We start from the raw sequence: 16,766 nt of genomic DNA, 5'->3' as shown, positions 1-16,766 counted from the left end.
CAGGTGCGTCCTTTTGCCTGGAGTCTGTCATGTCGACCGCGGTTGTTCGCCTTCGGTCCCTGCGCACCCACTTCGATGGGCTGCGCTCGGCGTTTCCCGGCCTGTTGCGCTGGCTGCAGCCGCACCGGCTCAGCGTGGCCGACAAGCTGAAGGCCACCTTGTGGGTCTGCGGCCTGGGCCTGGTCGCCATCGCCGGGGTCTACGCCTGGACCGGCCACGCCAGCGCACAGGCGGCCCGCACCCAGGCCAGCTACCAGCACGGCAGCGATCTGGCGGCGGCGCTGGCCACCCGCGTGGCCGAAGCACGGCGCCTGCAGACACAGTATGCGCGCAGTTTCGATGATGCCGACCGCAGCCAGCTGCTGGCCACCCAGCAGGAGCTGAAGCAGGATCTGCAGGCGTTGCGCGCGATGCCGATGGATGCCGGCCGGCGCAAGACGCTGCAGTCCCTGGCCGAAGCGGTTGACGGCTTCTCGCAGGGCATCGCCGCGCTGTTCGAGCGCGTGGATGAGATGGGTCGCGGCGACGCGGGCCTGACCGCGCAGCTGCAGCAGGCCGCCGACACGCTGCAGGCGAACGTGACCGCGCTGCAGCGTCCGGTGCTGGAACTGCATGTGCAGAAGATGCGCCGGCAGGAGGCGTTGCTGCTGCTCGATGGCGACTCCACCCATGCCGACCGCGCCAGCGAAGAGAAGCTGCCCTTCGATCTGGCCCTGGCAGGGTTGCCGATCGAGGCGCAGGAAAGCCTGCGCACCGACATGGATGCCTACCAGGCCGCGCTGCTGGGCTACACCGCCGCCCGCGTCGGCCTGGATGTGGAAGCGCAGTCGCTGCTGGATACGGCCGCCGGCGTGGCGCCTGCACTGGCCGCCTTCCAGAAGGCCCAGGTGCAGGCGCTGGCCCAGGCACAGGCACGCCAGCAGGCCGGTGCACGCACCATGAGCGTGCTGTTCGCCGCCACGCTCGTGCTGGTGGCCGGTGTGCTGATCACCAGCCTGGTGCTGGTGCTGCGCGCGGTACGCCGTCCGATCCAGGACACCCTGCGCTTCGCCAGTGACATCGCCGATGATCGCCTCGACACCACCCTGCGCGTGCACAACGCCAACGATGAAATCGGCCAGCTGGCGCAGCGCCTGATCGACATGCAGCAGCGCCTGCGTGCGCGCATCGAGGAAGAACGCGCGGTGGCCCGTGGCAACACCCGCGTGCGCCAGGCGCTGGACAGCGCACAGACCGGGCTGATGGTGATCGATGCGGAAGGGCAGGTGGCCTACGCCAATCCCGCCCTGCTGCAGCTGCTGGGCATGCCGGCCGACGCACTGGTTGGCAGCGATGCGGTGCGCCTGCACCCGGCCATGACCAGCCTGGCCGGCGTGCGCCGCCGCGAGGAGCGCGAGATCAATCACCTCGGCGTCCGCTACCAGCTGATCGCCAACGCGATCGTCGATGAGAGCCACTTCCTCGGCGTGGCGGTGGAATGGCGCAGCCGCGCGCTGGAAACCCTGCTGGAAACCGAAGTGGCCGCGCTGGTCGATGCGGCCGCACACGGTGAACTGCAGGGTCGCATCGCGCTGGAAGGCAAGCAGGGCTTCGTGCGTACGCTGTCCACCAGCATCAACCATCTGCTGGCCACGTTCGAAACCAATCTGGGCGATCTGCAGGCGCTGCTGGCGGCACTGGCCCGCGGTGACCTGAGCGTGCGCATGGAAGGCGACCTGCAGGGCGTGTTCGCGCGCATGCGCGACGATGCCAATGCCACCGTCGGCCAGCTCGGCTGCATCGTCACCCGCATCCAGCAGGCCACGTCGCGGCTGGATGTGGGCGTGGGCGAGATCGTCGCCGGCCACCATGATCTCTCGCAGCGTACCGAACAGCAAGCGGCCAACCTCGAAGAGACCGCCGCGTCGATGCACGAACTGACCGACACCGTCGGCCGCAACGCCGATGCCGCCGGCCGTGCCGATGCGCTGGTGCAGGGCGCGGCGGCGGTGGCCGCGCGTGGCGGCCAGGCCGTGGGCCAGGTGGTGGCTACCATGCATGGCATCAGCGAAGCCTCGCGCCGCATCGGCGACATTACCCAGCTGATCGACGGCATCGCCTTCCAGACCAACATCCTGGCGCTGAACGCTGCCGTGGAAGCCGCGCGTGCCGGAGAGCAGGGCCGCAGCTTCGCCGTGGTGGCGTCCGAAGTGCGCCTGCTGGCCCAGCGCAGTGCCGAGGCCGCCAAGCAGATCAAGGGGCTGATCGAAGATTCGGTCACCCGCGTCGGCCAAGGCAATGTGCAGGCCGAACAGGCCGGCACCACCATGGGCGAGATCGTCGGCAGCGTGCAGCAGCTGGCCGAACTGCTCACCGCCATCCGCAGTGCATCGCAGGACCAGCACGCCGGCATTGCCCAGGTGAACCAGACCATCGTGCAGATGGAATCGAGCACGCAGCGCAATGCCAGCCTGGTGGAAGAAGCCGGCGCATCGACCGCGCACATGCAGGCCCAGGTGCAGGCGCTGGCCGAAGCGGTGTCGGCGTTCCGCCTGCAGCCGGAGCGGCGCCCGCGCGTTGCCGCGTGATGGCTTGATCGCCTTCGCCGGACCATGCCCGGCGAGCGAACTCAATACACGTCGCGGCGGTAGCGCCCGTTCTCCAGCAGCGTCTCCACTTCGTCATCGCCCAGTGCAGCACGCAGGACCTGGTCAACACCCTCGGCCATGCCCTGCAGCGAACCACACACGTGGATGACCGCGCCGCGCTCCAGCCACGCCTGCAGTTCCGCCGCAGCGGCCTGCAGGCGGTGCTGCACGTAGCCACCGCCGTCGGCATCACGCGAGAAGGCCAGGTCCACGCGGGCCAGATGGCCCTCGGCCTGCCACTGTGCGATCTCCTCGGCGAACAACTGGTCGTGCGCACGTTGGCGTTCGCCAAACAGCAGCCAATGGCCATGCTGGTCGTGCTGCGCGGCTTCGCGCAGCAAACTGCGCAGGCCGGCGATGCCGGTGCCGTTGCCGACCAGCACCATCGGTGCGCCGTCCTGGCGGTGGAAGCCCGGGTTGCGGTGCACGCGCGCGGCGATGCGGCTGCCCAGCAGCGCATGCAGCGACAGCCAGCCTGAGCCCCGGCCCGCGCGGCCTGCGGCGTCGCGCACCAGGCGCACCACCAGTTCCACGGCACCATCGGCGGCGCAGGAGGCGATGGAGTATTCGCGCCCTGGCAGCTCCGGCAGCCCGGCCAGCCACAGCGCGGCGTCCTGTACCGGCAGCGCGGCCCCTTCGTCGGGCAGCACGCGTTCGCCTGCCAGTTCCAGCAGCGTGCGGGTGGTGCCGTCGAGCAGCAGCGGCTGCAGCGGGTCCAGCCCGTACGCCTGCAGCACCGCCGCGGCGTGCTGCGCGCTGTTGCGCGGTGCGATGTGCAGGATGTCGCCGGCCTGCCAGGTCGTGCCGGCCGGCGGCGCCAGGCGGATCTTCCAGATCGCGCCACCCAGGCTGCCCGGGTTCAGTTCTTCGCGTGCGAGCAGCTGCCAGTCATGCATCTGCGTGGCCGGCGGCAGCACGCTGTCATCGGTGACGATGCCGGTCAGCGCACCCAGCTCGCGTTGCCACTGGCGCAGTGCCACCACCGAGGCGGCGTCGACGTCGATGCGCGGGAACAGCGGCTGCGCACCGTTGCCGGCCAGCCACGTGTCGACCGCGGCGCCGAACGCGCAGTAATGCGGATACTGCCGATCGCCCAGCGCCAGTAGGCCGTGGCGCAGGTTCGAAAGATCCATGCGCTGGGCGAGCAGCTGGCGTGCGGCACGACGGGCGTTGTCCGGCGGCTCGCCATCGCCAAAGGTGCTGAGCACGAACAGGACCTGCGGGCTGTCCTGCAGCAGCGCAGCCGTTACCCGCGCCAGTGGCAGCACCTGCACCGGGTGGCCGGCGGCCTGCAGCTGTGCCGCCGCGCGCCAGGCCAGCTGTTCGGCCAGGCCGCTCTGGCTGGCGTGGATCACCCGCCAAGGCGTGCCTTCGCCGCCGCTTTCCTGCGCCGCAGGCAGGGTCTGCCGCAGCGCACGTGCCGCGCGCTGGCTGCGCCGGCGGTCCAGATACAGCATCCAGCCGGTGATGAAGAACAGGCACATCGCCAGGCTGCTGAGCATCACCACCACGCGGCCGGTCAGGCCGAAGTAGCTGCCCGAATGCAGCGCGAACACGCTGGTGGCCAGCTTGCCGCCGGTGCCCTGGCGCTCGTAGGGGCGCGCATCCAGCAGCGCGCCGCTGGCCGGGTCCAGCTGCAGCAGGTCATGCGCGCGGTCGTGGTGGCCGCCGCGCAGGGCCGGGTCGCCAGACATCACCCGCACGTTCAGTACCTGGCCCGGCTTTTCCGGCAGGCGCAGGTCGATGTAACCGCTGCGCACGCCGGGCTGCGCATACAGCGTGTCCTCGACATGCTGCAGGTCGAGCACGGCGTCGGGCGCGACCTTGTGCTTGGCCGGCGGGGTTACGCCCAGCACCGAATTGGCTGCACTGCGGTACCAGTCGAACGACCACCAGAGGCCGGTCAGCGCACTCATCAGGTAGATCAGCAGCACCCAGGTGCCGATCACCGAGTGCAGGCTCCACAGGAACCCGCGGCCGCTGCGCTTCCATTCCACTGCCAGCCAGCTGCGCCAGTGCCACCAGCGGCGGGGCCAGCGCAGATACAGGCCGGACAGGGCGAAGAACAGCAGGGCGATGGCGCAGCTGCCGACCACGACCTTGCCGCGTTCACCGGCCGCGAGGTGCCGGTGCAGGTCTTCGACGAAATCGAATAACGCCTGGCCCCGCAGGTGGCTGAAGCGTTCGCCGTTGTAGGGGTTGAAGTAGACCCAGTGGTCCTTGCCGCCAGCAAAGCGCGCCACCGAGGGGCGCTGGCCGGTGGCGTCCACGCGCAGGCGTTGCAGCGGGCGCTCGCTGCCGGCCTGCAGCAGCGGCACCAGTTCGCTCAGCGCGAGAGGCTGCTGACCGTCGTCGTAGTGTTCGGCGATGGCGGCGAAGCCAGGGTTGGCGGCACGCAGCAGCTCGTCCTCGAAAGACAACGTGGCGCCGCTGAGGCCCATGATGGCCAGAATGGTGCCGGCCGTGATGCCCAGCAGCCAGTGCAGTTGGAACAGGACGTTCTTGAACATCGGGGAGAGAGGCCGTCGAGGCTGCCGCCCGCATCCTGCGTAACAGCAAATGAGAATTAATCCGGTAATTTTCCGGGGGCGGACGGGCTACGGTCAAGGAGGGTTTTGTTGCAGGGCTTGCAGCCCTGCACCCGCAGAGGCAACGTCAACGTCAGAAGCCGGCTATCCGTGAGTTGGCGGGGTGGGTCCGGTGGCAGGGGACGGCGTGAATACGTCCATGTAGCCTCGGTCGCGCCATCCATGGCGCTCACGCCCCTGCCACCGGACCCGCCCCGCCTTCGACAGTTTCCCGCGATCTGTCGGAATGGCATGGGTCGGATCCCGTTGCTGCGCAACGGGCTCTGACCCAGATGAATTTCGATATCTGACAGATGTGTCGACCAACGGCCGACACCTACCAGAAGCCGAGCGTTCCAGCAGTCGCCGTTACCCACAGCCGCCGTTACTCACAGCCGCGTGAAACTGTCGAAGGCGGGGCACTGTGGGTTTGCGGGGTGTGAGCCGCATGGATGCGGCGACCAAGCCCCCATGGATGGGTTCACGGCGTCCCCGCAAACCCACAGCGCCCCGCCATCCCACGGAATGCCGCTCTGGCTATTGACGTTGACGTTGATTCGGCAGGTGCAGGGCTGCAAGCCCTGCAAAGAAACTCACTCCACCCAGCCTGCAATCTCACCGTGCTCGAACGGTCCCAGCTTCGCCTTCACCCTCCGTCCCTGCGCATCGAACAGCACGCTATACGGCAGCAGCCCCTGCGCATTGCCCAGCTGCACGCTGGCATCGCGCGGGCCCGGGGTGTCGAGCACGATCGGGTAATCCACCGGCACCCGCTGCAGGAAATCCGCCACGCTCTCCGGCGTATCCAGTGCCAGGCCCAGCACCTGCACACCGCCATCGCCCTGCGCTTCGGCGAAGCGGGCCAGCTCGGGCATTTCCTCGATGCAGGGTCCGCACCAGCTGGCCCACACGTTCACCAGCAGCGGCCGGCCGCTGAAACGCTGGCGGATATCCAGCGGTTGCCCGTCCACACCAGGCAGCACCAGCGCCGGCAGGGCATCACCGGCGCGCAGGACAGGAATCGGGGGTTTCACATCAGGAGGCGTCGAAGCCACCGGCGTCAACCGATGCCCGGCCCACAGGCCGAGGCTGGCGGCCAGCACCGCTGTCCACAGCAGTGCGGGCCGCCGCCAACTCATCGGGCGGTGCGCAGCAGCGCTTCTTCCACCAGGGCCTGGGTCAGCAGGGTCGGCAGCACGGTCGGCGGTGCGCCCGGGCCGTACACCACGTACAGCGGCACGCCCACGGCCTTGTGCTCATCCAGGAACGCGGTGATCTGCGGGTCGACGTTGGTGTAGTCGCCGCGCATGTACACCGCGTTGGTGCGCTTGAGCAGTTCCTTGAACTCCGGGCGCGACAGCACCGCGCGTTCGTTGGCCTTGCAGCTCACGCACCAGTCGGCGGTCATGTTCACGAACACCACGCGGTTGTCCGCGCGCAGGCGGTCCAGCATCTGCGGCGAGTAATCCACCACGTTGTCGCTGGCCGCCTGCGCGGCACGCGCCGGCGGTTGCAGCTGGGACACGCCCCACACCGGGCCCAGCGCGGCCAGGGCCAGCAGCACGCCCAGCAGACTGGCGCCACGCTTGCTGCGCCAGCGGCTGGTTTCGAACAGCCACAGGCCGGCGGTCAGCAGCAGCAGGCCGCCCAGGGCCAGCGCCATGCCGTCCACGCCACGCTGCTTGCCCAGCACCCACAGCAGCCACAGCGCAGCCGCATACATCGGGAAGGCCAGCACGTGCTTCAGCGTTTCCATCCACGGGCCCGGCTTGGGCAGGCGGCGGGCCAGCGCCGGCACGAAGCCGATCAGCAGGAACGGCAGGGCCAGGCCCAGGCCGAGGAACAGGAACACCAGCATCGCCGCGATCGGCGGGGCCACGAAGGCATAGGCCACGGCCGGACCGAAGAACGGGCCGACGCAGGCGCTGCCGACCACGCAGGCCAGCACGCCGGTGAAGAAATCACCGGCCGGGCCGCTGCGGCGGGCCAGCGACTGGCCGAAGTTGCCGATGCCGCCGCCCATGGTGAACACACCGGACAGACTCAGGCCGACGGCGAACATGATGTAGGCCAGCGCCGCCACCACGCCCGGGTGCTGCAGCTGGAAGCCGATGCCCACTGCGTTGCCGAGCATGCGCAGGCCAACCATCAGCGCACCGATCACCGCGAACGCCACCAGCACGCCCAGCGTGTACCACAGGGCATGGCTGCGGGCGCGCTCGGCGCTCTCGCCGCTCTGCGCCAGACTCAACACCTTCAGCGACAGGATCGGCAGCACGCAGGGCATCAGGTTCAGGACCAGGCCACCGCCCAGCGCCAGCAGCAACACCCACAGCAACGAGCTGTCGGTCTTGGGCACGCTGCCCGGCGGCTTGGTGCGCTTGGCGTTGTCCTGCTGCGCATCGGCAGCGAAGGCATCGCCCCCGGCTGCGCCATCACCGGCGGCGTCCGCGGCATCGTTGGGCACGGTCGGCAGCAGGCGGCGTGGCGTGCCGTCGGCGTCTTCGCGCGGGATGTCGCTGGCGGCGGCCGGTGCAGCAGCGGCGGTGTCAGCGGCGGCAGTCAGCTTGCCGGCGGGAATGGACAGCTTGACCCGGCGGGTCATCGGCGGGTAGCAGATGCCATCGGTCTGGCAGCCCTGGAAGGTCACCACCAGGGTGCTGTCCACGGCCTCGGCGCGGGTGCGGCGCAGCGGCAGCGGCACTTCCACCTGGTTGAAGTACACCGAGACATCACCGAAGTGCTCGTCGCGATGCGCCTGCGCGGCCGGCCAGCGCGGCTTGTCGACTAGCACGCCGGTGCTGCCTTCCAGCTTCAGCGAGGTGCGGTCGCGGTACAGGTAGTAGCCCGGCGCCGGGGTGAAGCGCAGCAGCAGGGTATTGCCGTCGCTGGCGATGGCATCGAAGCCGAAGGCCTGTTCCGACGGCAGCGGCAGCGCCTGGCTGTTGCTGGCGCCCGGCAGGCGCAGGCCGCCGTTGCTGCCGGCACCGGCCAGCGGGTTGTTGAAGGGGGTTACGCCGGTGACGCGCGCGGTGGGCACCGCGGCCTTGCCGCCCGCGCCGGGCAGGGTTACCTGCACCACGCGCTTCTGCGGCGGGTAGCACACGCCGGCATCGGCGCAGCCCTGGTAGCGCACTTCCAGGCTGATGGTGCCGGCCGCATCGGTCGGCGCGCCGGGCAGGGTGGCCTGCAGGCGCTCGCGGTAGGTTTCCACCTCGCCGAAGAAATCGTCGTGGTGCTTGTTGCCGGCCGGCATCTGCAGCGCACCGGCATTGAAGGCCGGGTCGGCCTTGACGCTGGTGCGGTGGCGATACAGGTAATAGCCGGGGGCGATCTTGAACTGCAGCTGGATCTGGCCACGTTCGGGCGCACTGGCGGTCAGCGCGAACGCCTGATCGACCGGCAGCAGGTCCTTCTCATCCAGCGCGAAGGCGGGCAGGGCCAGCCACAGCAGGGCGCACAGCGCGGCGCCACGAGCAAACAACTTCATCAATCGGTGTCCTCCCGGGTCTGCGCCCGGATCCAGTCCAGATACGCCGGCAGGCCGGCCCGGGTTTCGACCGCGATGCACTCCGGGAGTTCATACGGATGCAGTTCGACGATGCGGGCGATCGCGTCATCGACGCGGCTCGCCGTGGTCTTCACCAGCAACTGCAGTTCGGCGTCGGTGATGACGTCGCCCTGCCAGCGGTAGGTCGACTGCGCTCCTTCCAGCCGGGTGACGCACGCAGCCAGGCGCTCGCCGACCAGCGCGTGCGCGATGCGCTCGGCACTGGCCCGGTCCGGGCAGGTGGTCAACAGCAGCAGGACGGGATCGACGGTCGACATGACCGCCGAGTATAGGGCCGCCGCCGGGTCAGGGCCCGGCGGCGGCGTGGACCGCTGCGTTGCGCGGTCAGTTGGCCAGCTGGCAGGTGGCCGGCTTGGCGGAGGTGAACAGGCCCGGGGTCGCCCACTCAGGGTGGTCGATGAACGGGTTGCGGTTGCCTTGGAACGAGTAGATCACGTCATTACGGGCACGCTCGGCATCATCCGGCGGATCGGACAGGTGCCAGTCGATCAGGGTCGACAGCAGGCCCATGTAGGCCGGCGAGCTGCTGGTCTTGACGATCTTGCTGCGGTCGTCGGTCAGTTCCAGGTCCGGTTCGGACTGGCCGGTGGCCGCATCCTTGCCGCCCTCATAACGGATGGCCATGTACATCACCGCACGCGCCATGTCGCCCTTGCGCTTGCCCCACACCTCGAAGGTGCCGGTGTTGCCGTCGGGGGTACGCACCCAGTTGGAATTGCCCGGGTAGCCGCCGCTGCCGCCGCCCTGGCCGTTGTTGGCCTCCGTGGCGCGCTCGCCGCAGTTGGCATCGCACTTGCCGAACGGCTTGTTGCCGCGGTCGGCATTCCACTGCGCATCGGTCAGGTACAGCATGTGGGTATCGGTGTACGGGGCGTACGGCAGGCCCTTGTCGCCGGTGGTGCTGGCAAAGCCCAGCGAGTTCGGCCAGGTGTGCTCGCGGTTGTAGGTCAGGCCGCTGCCCGTGCCCGCACGGCTGCTCACCTTGGTGTAGCTGTGGTTGCGGTAGGCGTCGAGGATCTTGCCGCTGTTGTTCGGATCTTCGTCGGCGATTTCCAGGATGGTCCAGGTGCTGGTGCCCGAGCCGCTGTACGGGTACGCGGTGTGGCCCTTGATGGTCTCGTGCAGCGAGCAGCGCAGCTGGCTCGGGCTGGAGGTGTTGACCTTGGAGTAGTAGCCCGCCGGGGTGCCTGGGTTGCCGGGATTGCCCGGGTCCGGGTCCGGGTTGCCGGTGGTGCTGGCCACGGTGAAGGCGATGCGGCTGTCAGCGGCCGGGCGTGCGCCCTGGCTGTCGGTGATGCGCGAGGCGCGGATGTCGAAGCGGCAGGCCTCACCGGCCACCAGGGCGGTGTTGGTCGACAGCTTCACGGTCTTGCCGCTGCCCGGCCAGGTCAGCGGCACGCTGCCGGAGGTCCCGCAGCTCAGGGCGAAGGCGCCGCTGGCCAGGTTCACCGTCTCGCTGAACACCACTTCCAGATCGGCCGCGGCCGGGAAGGTGCTGCTGCCCTGTGCCGGGGTGGTGGTGGTCACCGACGGCGGGGTGTTCGGGCCGCCCGGGGTGCCGCCACCGCCGCTGAAGGTCTGGTTGTTGTTGCAGCGGCCGAAGGTCTCACCGGCCGACTCGGCCCAGGTGAAGTGGGCGTACTGGCTGCCGCTGCCGGTCAGCTGCAGCGAGGTGCCCGGAGCGGTGCTGTTGCTTTCGGCAACCGGAATGTTCTGGCTGGTCATGCCGGCGGCGGGGCCACCGGAGGCGGTGATGGCGCCCTCGTAGCTGAGGAACTGGACCACCTTGCCGCTGGCGTCGACCAGGGCGATGCCGTCGTTGGGGCCGTTCTGCAGGCCGTTGGTCGGGTAGGTGACCACGGCGATCGTGGCGCTGCCGCAGCCGGCTGCGCTGCCAGCCGGCACGGGCTTGTTGTCGTAGACCACGGCGGCCGAAGCGTTGGCGCCGTTGTAGAGATACAGGCGGTAGCCGGAGAGGTCCTCGCCAGCGGTGGCGACCACTTCGATGGCTTCGCCGACGTCACCGGCTGGGGTGCTGTCGTCGTAGTGCAGTTCGTTGATGAAGACCTCGGCCTGGGCCGGCGCGGCGACCAGCGCCAGCAGGCAGGCGGCGGCAAGCGGGGACAGCAATCGCATCGACTACTCCTTGTGATTGGGAATGCCGGGCGAGCCTAAGGCCGAACGCGTGACACTTTGCCGTAACTGAACGTCAGATATCTGACACTGCGACGTGGATCACCAAAAATGCGGGAACCTGTCGGTCCCGCCGTCTGTCCCCGCCGCAGCGCACCGTCGAAAATTTTTCCGTGGCGGGGCTTGAAAGGCCCAAGGGCAGCTCCATCTCTGTCCTGCTCCCGACCTGTCGGGTTTTTTCGCGAGCAATGCTGGCAGTCACCTGGGGTGAGTGCTAACATCGCCGGACTTTTTTAGACCAATCAACAACTTAAGAGGTCCCTATGAACATCAAGCCGCTGCACGACCGCGTTGTGGTCAAGCCGATCGAAGCCGACGAAATCTCCGCCGGTGGCATCGTCATTCCGGATTCGGCCAAGGAAAAGTCGACCAAGGGTGAAGTCGTCGCCGTCGGCCCGGGCAAGGCCCTGGACAACGGCACCGTGCGCGCTCCGTCGCTGAAGGTTGGCGACAAGGTCATCTACGGCCAGTACGCCGGCAGCTCGTACAAGAGCGAAGGCGTCGAGTACAAGGTCCTGCGCGAAGACGACGTGCTCGCCATCATCGGCTGAGCCTCGGCGCGACCTGCTTTCCTGTAAGACATCCCTTTCCGTCGCCGGGCCCGGCCCGGCGCAAACATCGAGGTAATCGCAATGGCTGCCAAGGATATTCGTTTCGGTGAAGACGCCCGTTCGCGCATGGTGCGCGGCGTCAACGTTCTCGCCAATGCCGTCAAGGCCACCCTGGGCCCGAAGGGTCGCAACGTCGTGCTGGAAAAGAGCTTCGGCGCTCCGACCATCACCAAGGACGGCGTCTCCGTCGCCAAGGAGATCGAACTGGCTGACAAGTTCGAGAACATGGGCGCGCAGATGGTGAAGGAAGTTGCTTCCCGCACCAACGACGACGCTGGCGACGGCACCACCACCGCCACCGTGCTGGCCCAGGCCCTGATCCGCGAAGGCGCCAAGGCTGTTGCTGCCGGCATGAACCCGATGGACCTCAAGCGCGGTATCGACAAGGCCGTTGTGGCCGCCGTTGCCGAGCTGAAGAACATCTCCAAGCCGACCGCCGACGACAAGGCGATTGCCCAGGTCGGTACCATCTCGGCCAACTCGGACGAGTCGATCGGCCAGATCATCGCTGACGCGATGAAGGAAGTCGGCAAGGAAGGCGTAATCACCGTTGAAGAAGGCTCGGGCCTGGACAACGAGCTGGACGTGGTCAAGGGCATGCAGTTCGACCGCGGCTACCTGTCCCCGTACTTCATCAACAACCAGCAGTCGCAGACCGCTGACCTGGATGACCCGTTCATCCTGCTGCACGACAAGAAGATCTCCAACGTCCGTGACCTGCTGCCGGTGCTGGAAGGCGTCGCCAAGGCCGGCAAGCCGCTGCTGATCGTTGCCGAAGAAGTCGAAGGCGAAGCGCTGGCGACCCTGGTGGTCAACACCATCCGTGGCATCGTCAAGGTCGTGGCCGTCAAGGCTCCGGGCTTCGGCGACCGTCGCAAGGCGATGCTGGAAGACATGGCCGTGCTGACCGGCGGCACCGTGATCTCCGAAGAAGTAGGCCTGTCGCTGGAAAAGGCCACCATCAAGGATCTCGGCCGCGCCAAGAAGGTGCAGGTTTCCAAGGAAAACACCACCATCATCGATGGCGTGGGTGAAAAGTCTGCCGTCGACGCACGCGTCGGCCAGATCAAGACCCAGATCCAGGACACCTCCTCGGATTACGACCGCGAGAAGCTGCAGGAACGCGTGGCCAAGCTGGCCGGCGGCGTTGCCGTGATCAAGGTCGGCGCTTCGACCGAAATCGAAATGAAGGAAAAGAAGGATCGCGTCGACGACGCCCTGCACGCTACCCGTGCAGCCGTTGAAGAAGGCGTGGTCCCGGGCGGCGGCGTTGCCCTGGTCCGTGCGGTCACCTCGCTGGCTGGCCTGAAGGGCGCCAACGAAGACCAGAACCACGGCATCCAGATCGCCCTGCGTGCGATGGAAGCCCCGCTGCGCGAAATCGTGGCCAACGCCGGTGAAGAGCCGTCGGTCATCATCAACAAGGTCAAGGAAGGCACCGGCAGCTTCGGCTACAACGCCGCTACCGGCGAGTTCGGCGACATGCTGCAGTTCGGCATCCTGGACCCGACCAAGGTGACCCGTTCGGCGCTGCAGAACGCTGCCTCGATCGCTGGCCTGATGATCACCACCGAAGCCATGGTTGCCGAAGCTCCGAAGAAGGACGAGCCGGCCATGGGCGGCGCCGGTGGCATGGGCGGCATGGGTGGCATGGGCGGCATGGACTTCTAAGTCCACGCGTTCCCGACGTAATGAAAAACCCCGCCGGAAGGCGGGGTTTTTTTTTGGGGTGCATCCCACGCCATGCGTGGATGAACCGCGCGCGACCTCAGCCGCGCAACGCGCGCCGATCCAACCAGACCTTGGCGATGAAAAACGTCGGCACACCGCCATACAGCACGCCCTTCACCCAAGGCAGCCCCAACTGGTAGGCAATCAACCCGCCTGCGGCCATGCCGACCAGGCCGATGGCGGCCGCCCTCCGCTGGCGCTTTAGCTGCTGCATCTCCTCCTGCTGGCGCGCGGCGATCTCGTCACGCCGGTGGTCGGGCTGCATCACGGCGCTGGCAATGGCATCGGCTTGCGAAGGGGTCATGCGGTCGTCCAAGAAGACAAGTGTGTGGTTCTTATACTGCGCCTTCTGCCAAGATCGCGTAAATCCCGCGCGGCTACCGCCGCAGGCAGATGCGCTCGGCCCCTGCACTGATGTCCACTTGGCCACCCTGCATCACGTCCGCACCGAGGATCACCGCCGGCTGCTGGTCCAGCCCAATCGCCCGGAACACCGGCAATTCGCTGATGCGCACTTCCACCGCCGGGTGCTGCCACCCCGCACTGGCCAGCGCGGGCAGGGTGTAAAGCCACGTTGGCGTCGGCTTGCCACCCAGCCCTTCGCTGCCCTTGCTGCGCGCCCGCACACGCACATCGCTGCCATCGGTGCGCAGGCCCAACGCACTCGCTGCCGCGTCGTTGAGGATGGTCTGGGCCGAACCGGTATCGACCACGCCGATGGCCTCCACGCCGTCATCGCCCAGCTGCAGGGTGACAAAGCCGAAACCCTTCAACACCCCGCTGCGGTCGGGCAGGGCGTTGCCCTGGCAGTGCGCCGCCGAGGTGGGCAGCGTCTGCGCCGGCCACAGCCTCAGGCGTGCATTGGCGAAATCCCAGCGCGTATCGAAGCGCGCAGTGATGTCTTGGCCGATGATGCCGTGCAACGGCGCGGCGCGCGACGAAGACAGGCTGGCCAGGTCGGCCTGCAATGCAGTCACCTGCAGTTGCAGGCTGCCCAGCGCCATCGCCACGCTGCGCGTGCTGCGCAGTGTCAACCCGCCCGCGCTGGCGCCCTGCGCGTCGTGGTTGCGTGCGTTCTGGTCCTGCAGCTGGAAGCGCTGCACCACGGCCGTATCCAGCAAGGTTGCGCTGGCGGCACTGTCCACCACCAGATTCAGCAACTCGTGGTGTCCATCCAGCGTACCGCGCACGGTCGGGTGGCTTGCCTGCATCGTCATCGGCAGGCTGTGCAGGGCGGCCGGTTCAGCCGCAGGCGGCAACGAAGCGATCAACAGGGGCAGCAGGGCCATGCGCATCGGGGAACTCCTCGGGAAAGAGCGGTCATTCCGCACCACGTGCGTCGTACCGGTGTGTCCGTCTTGATACCAGGCCGATACACAGCGCCGTCATACTTGTCGCATGAATGCTACCGCCACCCTCATCGTCGTGGATGACGATGCCAGCATCCGCGATGCCATTGCCGACCACCTGCTGCTGCACGGCTACCGCGTACGCGTGGCAGCGGATGCAGCCAGCCTGGATGTGCTGCTGCAGGTAGAGCGCCCCGATGCCATCATCCTGGATTGGATGATGCCCGGCGAAGATGGCCTGTCGGTGTGTCGCCGCCTGCAGTCGCGCGCCATTCCCATCCTGATGCTGTCGGCCATGGGCAGCGCACCGGACCGCGTCATCGGGCTGGAAATGGGCGCCGATGACTACCTGTCCAAACCCTTCGACCCGCGCGAGCTGCTGGCCCGCGTACGTGCGCTGCTGCGCCGGCAGGACAAGCTGCGCGCACGGACGTCGTTTGAACTACGGTTCGATGGCTGGCGCCTGCTGCCCGAGCAGCGTCGGCTGCTGGCCCCAGACGGCAGCGAAGTGGCGCTCAGTCGCGGTGAGTTCGCATTGCTGCAGGCGCTGGCCGAGCGTCCCGGCCGCGTATTGGACCGCGAACGGTTGATGCAGCTCACTCGCGGCGACGACAGTGACAGCGTGGACCGTGCCGTGGACCTGGCCATCAGCCGCCTGCGCCGCAAGCTCGCCCACGCCGCCAGCGGCGGTGATGGCCTGGTGCAGACCCTGCGGGGTGAGGGCTATCGCTTCGGCGCAGCGGTGCAACGCCTGTGAGCGCGCGCTGGGGCACGCGACGTTGGAGCACCGCCCGTTGGATCGCGATGCTGGCCGTCAGCAGCCTGCTGCTGGCCACGGCGGTCAGCATGGCCGTGGTGGGCTGGCTGCCGCGCCCGGCGGCACCGCAGATGCGGCTGGACCAGGCCATGCAGGTGCTGCGCGGAGAGCGCCCGGCTGACAGCGTGGGGCTGCGTGTGGACGTGCGTGCCCGGGCTCCTGAAGGAACCGGCCATGCGCACTTGCTGTACGTAGCCGCGGAAGGATTGCAGCGGCATGCGCAGCACGTTCGGCTGGTGTGGCCGGGCAACAGCAAGCCGCCGGACATTCATGTCATCGCCGCGGGTGCGGAGCAGGGCAGTGGCGGCGATACGGCAGCACTGGACGCCGCGCAGCAGGTGCTGGCCAGCCTGCCGTGGCCCCCATTCGAGCTGGCCGTGCGGCAGGCCGATGGGCGCTGGCGCGTGGTCAGCAGTGCCTACAGCGATCTGGCGGCCTGGCGAAGGCAGGTGCTGCTGGCCTTGCTGGGCGGCATGGTGCTGCTGGCGCCCTTGGCCGCTTGGGCAGCTGCGCGACTTGGTCGCCCGCTGCGGCGCCTGGCTGATGCCAGCGCCCATCTCGATCTGCACGCACCGACGCCGCTGCCCGACGACGGCCCACGCGAAGTGCAGATGCTTGCCGTGGCCCTGGATGCAGGCCGCACCCGCCTGCGCGAGCAGGCGCAGCAGATGACGCGCATGCTGGCGGCGGTCGCACACGACCTGCGTACGCCGCTCACCGGCCTGCGCCTGCGCGCCGAGTTTGCGCCTCCCGCGCAGGCCGCGCGCATGGTGGCTGATATCGAGCGCATGAACGCCATGATCGAGCAGGTGCTGGATTACGCCCGTGGCGAACTGCAGCCTCCGCAGCTGCAGACGATAGACCTGGTCCCTCTGCTGCAAGACTGCGCGCAGGCCGCGCGCCTGCGCGGCATTGAGGTTGCTGCTGAACTACCCGTCACCCTGCCTTGGCAGGCCGATGCTCTGCTGCTGCGTCGCGCGCTGGACAACCTGATCGACAACGCCGGCCGCTATGCGGGAGCGGTGGAACTACGTGCTGCGCAGCTGGACGCGCTGCTGCAGGTGGACATCATGGACCGTGGCCCCGGCATCCCCGCCGAAGATCGGGAGCGCCTCCTGCAGCCTTTCCAGCGCAGCGAAACCTCGCGCAGCCGCACAACCGGCGGCACCGGTCTCGGCCTCGCCGTGGCCGCCAATGCCGCCCGCAGCCACGGTGGCCAACTGCAGCTGCTGCAGCGGGAAGGTGGCGGCTTGATCGCCCGCCTGCAGCTGCACTGAGGTCGGTAGATCCACGCCATGCG

The 16,766-nt window shown here is 68.2% G+C and carries 12 protein-coding genes; 5 read left to right on the top strand and 7 right to left on the bottom strand.

Annotated features, from left to right (window positions below; translation table 11 throughout):
• Positions 1-29: 29 nt before the first annotated feature.
• Positions 30-2,567, top strand: a complete 2,538-nt coding sequence (locus NQ204_RS04880) for a methyl-accepting chemotaxis protein (protein WP_256643237.1) — start codon at positions 30-32, stop codon at positions 2,565-2,567.
• 41 nt (positions 2,568-2,608) lie between these two features.
• Here the strand turns inward: NQ204_RS04880 and NQ204_RS04875 are convergent, their stop codons facing one another.
• The 5 genes from NQ204_RS04875 to NQ204_RS04855 form a co-directional block, all read right to left on the bottom strand.
• Positions 2,609-5,137 carry a PepSY domain-containing protein gene (locus NQ204_RS04875; protein ID WP_256643236.1) on the bottom strand — a complete coding sequence of 843 codons (2,529 nt, stop codon included), beginning with the start codon at positions 5,135-5,137 and terminating at the stop codon, positions 2,609-2,611.
• A gap of 650 nt (positions 5,138-5,787) precedes the next feature.
• Positions 5,788-6,333, bottom strand: a complete 546-nt coding sequence (locus NQ204_RS04870; protein WP_256643235.1) for a TlpA family protein disulfide reductase — start codon at positions 6,331-6,333, stop codon at positions 5,788-5,790.
• Positions 6,330-8,687: a protein-disulfide reductase DsbD domain-containing protein gene (locus NQ204_RS04865; protein ID WP_256643234.1), complete on the bottom strand. Its 2,358-nt coding sequence runs from the start codon at positions 8,685-8,687 to the stop codon at positions 6,330-6,332. The genes NQ204_RS04870 and NQ204_RS04865 overlap by 4 nt, the downstream gene beginning before the upstream one ends.
• Positions 8,684-9,022 carry a divalent-cation tolerance protein CutA gene (cutA, locus tag NQ204_RS04860; protein ID WP_256643233.1) on the bottom strand — a complete coding sequence of 113 codons (339 nt, stop codon included), beginning with the start codon at positions 9,020-9,022 and terminating at the stop codon, positions 8,684-8,686. The genes NQ204_RS04865 and cutA overlap by 4 nt, the downstream gene beginning before the upstream one ends.
• 67 nt (positions 9,023-9,089) lie before the next feature.
• Positions 9,090-10,901 carry an endonuclease gene (locus tag NQ204_RS04855; protein ID WP_256643232.1) on the bottom strand — a complete coding sequence of 604 codons (1,812 nt, stop codon included), beginning with the start codon at positions 10,899-10,901 and terminating at the stop codon, positions 9,090-9,092.
• 320 nt (positions 10,902-11,221) lie between these two features.
• Between NQ204_RS04855 and NQ204_RS04850 the strand changes: the two genes are divergently transcribed.
• Positions 11,222-11,509: a co-chaperone GroES gene (locus NQ204_RS04850; protein WP_108770161.1), complete on the top strand. Its 288-nt coding sequence runs from the start codon at positions 11,222-11,224 to the stop codon at positions 11,507-11,509.
• 81 nt (positions 11,510-11,590) lie between these two features.
• On the top strand, positions 11,591-13,240 hold the full coding sequence (gene groL / locus NQ204_RS04845; protein WP_116864144.1) for a chaperonin GroEL: 1,650 nt from the start codon (positions 11,591-11,593) through the stop codon (positions 13,238-13,240).
• Between the two features lie 97 nt (positions 13,241-13,337).
• Here the strand turns inward: groL and NQ204_RS04840 are convergent, their stop codons facing one another.
• Entirely contained in the window at positions 13,338-13,604 is a 267-nt protein-coding gene (locus NQ204_RS04840; RefSeq protein ID WP_116864143.1) for a hypothetical protein, read from the bottom strand.
• A 73-nt stretch (positions 13,605-13,677) separates the two neighbouring features.
• Positions 13,678-14,589 carry a pepsin/retropepsin-like aspartic protease family protein gene (locus NQ204_RS04835; RefSeq protein WP_343238440.1) on the bottom strand — a complete coding sequence of 304 codons (912 nt, stop codon included), beginning with the start codon at positions 14,587-14,589 and terminating at the stop codon, positions 13,678-13,680.
• A 109-nt stretch (positions 14,590-14,698) separates the two neighbouring features.
• On the opposite strand from NQ204_RS04835, the gene NQ204_RS04830 reads away from it, so the two are divergent.
• Together NQ204_RS04830 and NQ204_RS04825 are read left to right on the top strand one after the other, a co-directional pair.
• Positions 14,699-15,406, top strand: coding sequence for a response regulator (locus NQ204_RS04830; protein ID WP_116864141.1), 708 nt, complete (start codon positions 14,699-14,701; stop codon positions 15,404-15,406).
• Between the two features lie 47 nt (positions 15,407-15,453).
• Positions 15,454-16,743: a sensor histidine kinase gene (locus NQ204_RS04825; RefSeq protein WP_256643230.1), complete on the top strand. Its 1,290-nt coding sequence runs from the start codon at positions 15,454-15,456 to the stop codon at positions 16,741-16,743.
• Positions 16,744-16,766: the final 23 nt, after the last annotated feature.

This window comes from Stenotrophomonas testudinis, from assembly GCF_024499815.1.
Classification (GTDB): domain Bacteria; phylum Pseudomonadota; class Gammaproteobacteria; order Xanthomonadales; family Xanthomonadaceae; genus Stenotrophomonas.
Note: the sequence above shows the minus strand (reverse complement) of the source record. Positions and strands in the feature narration are given on the sequence as shown.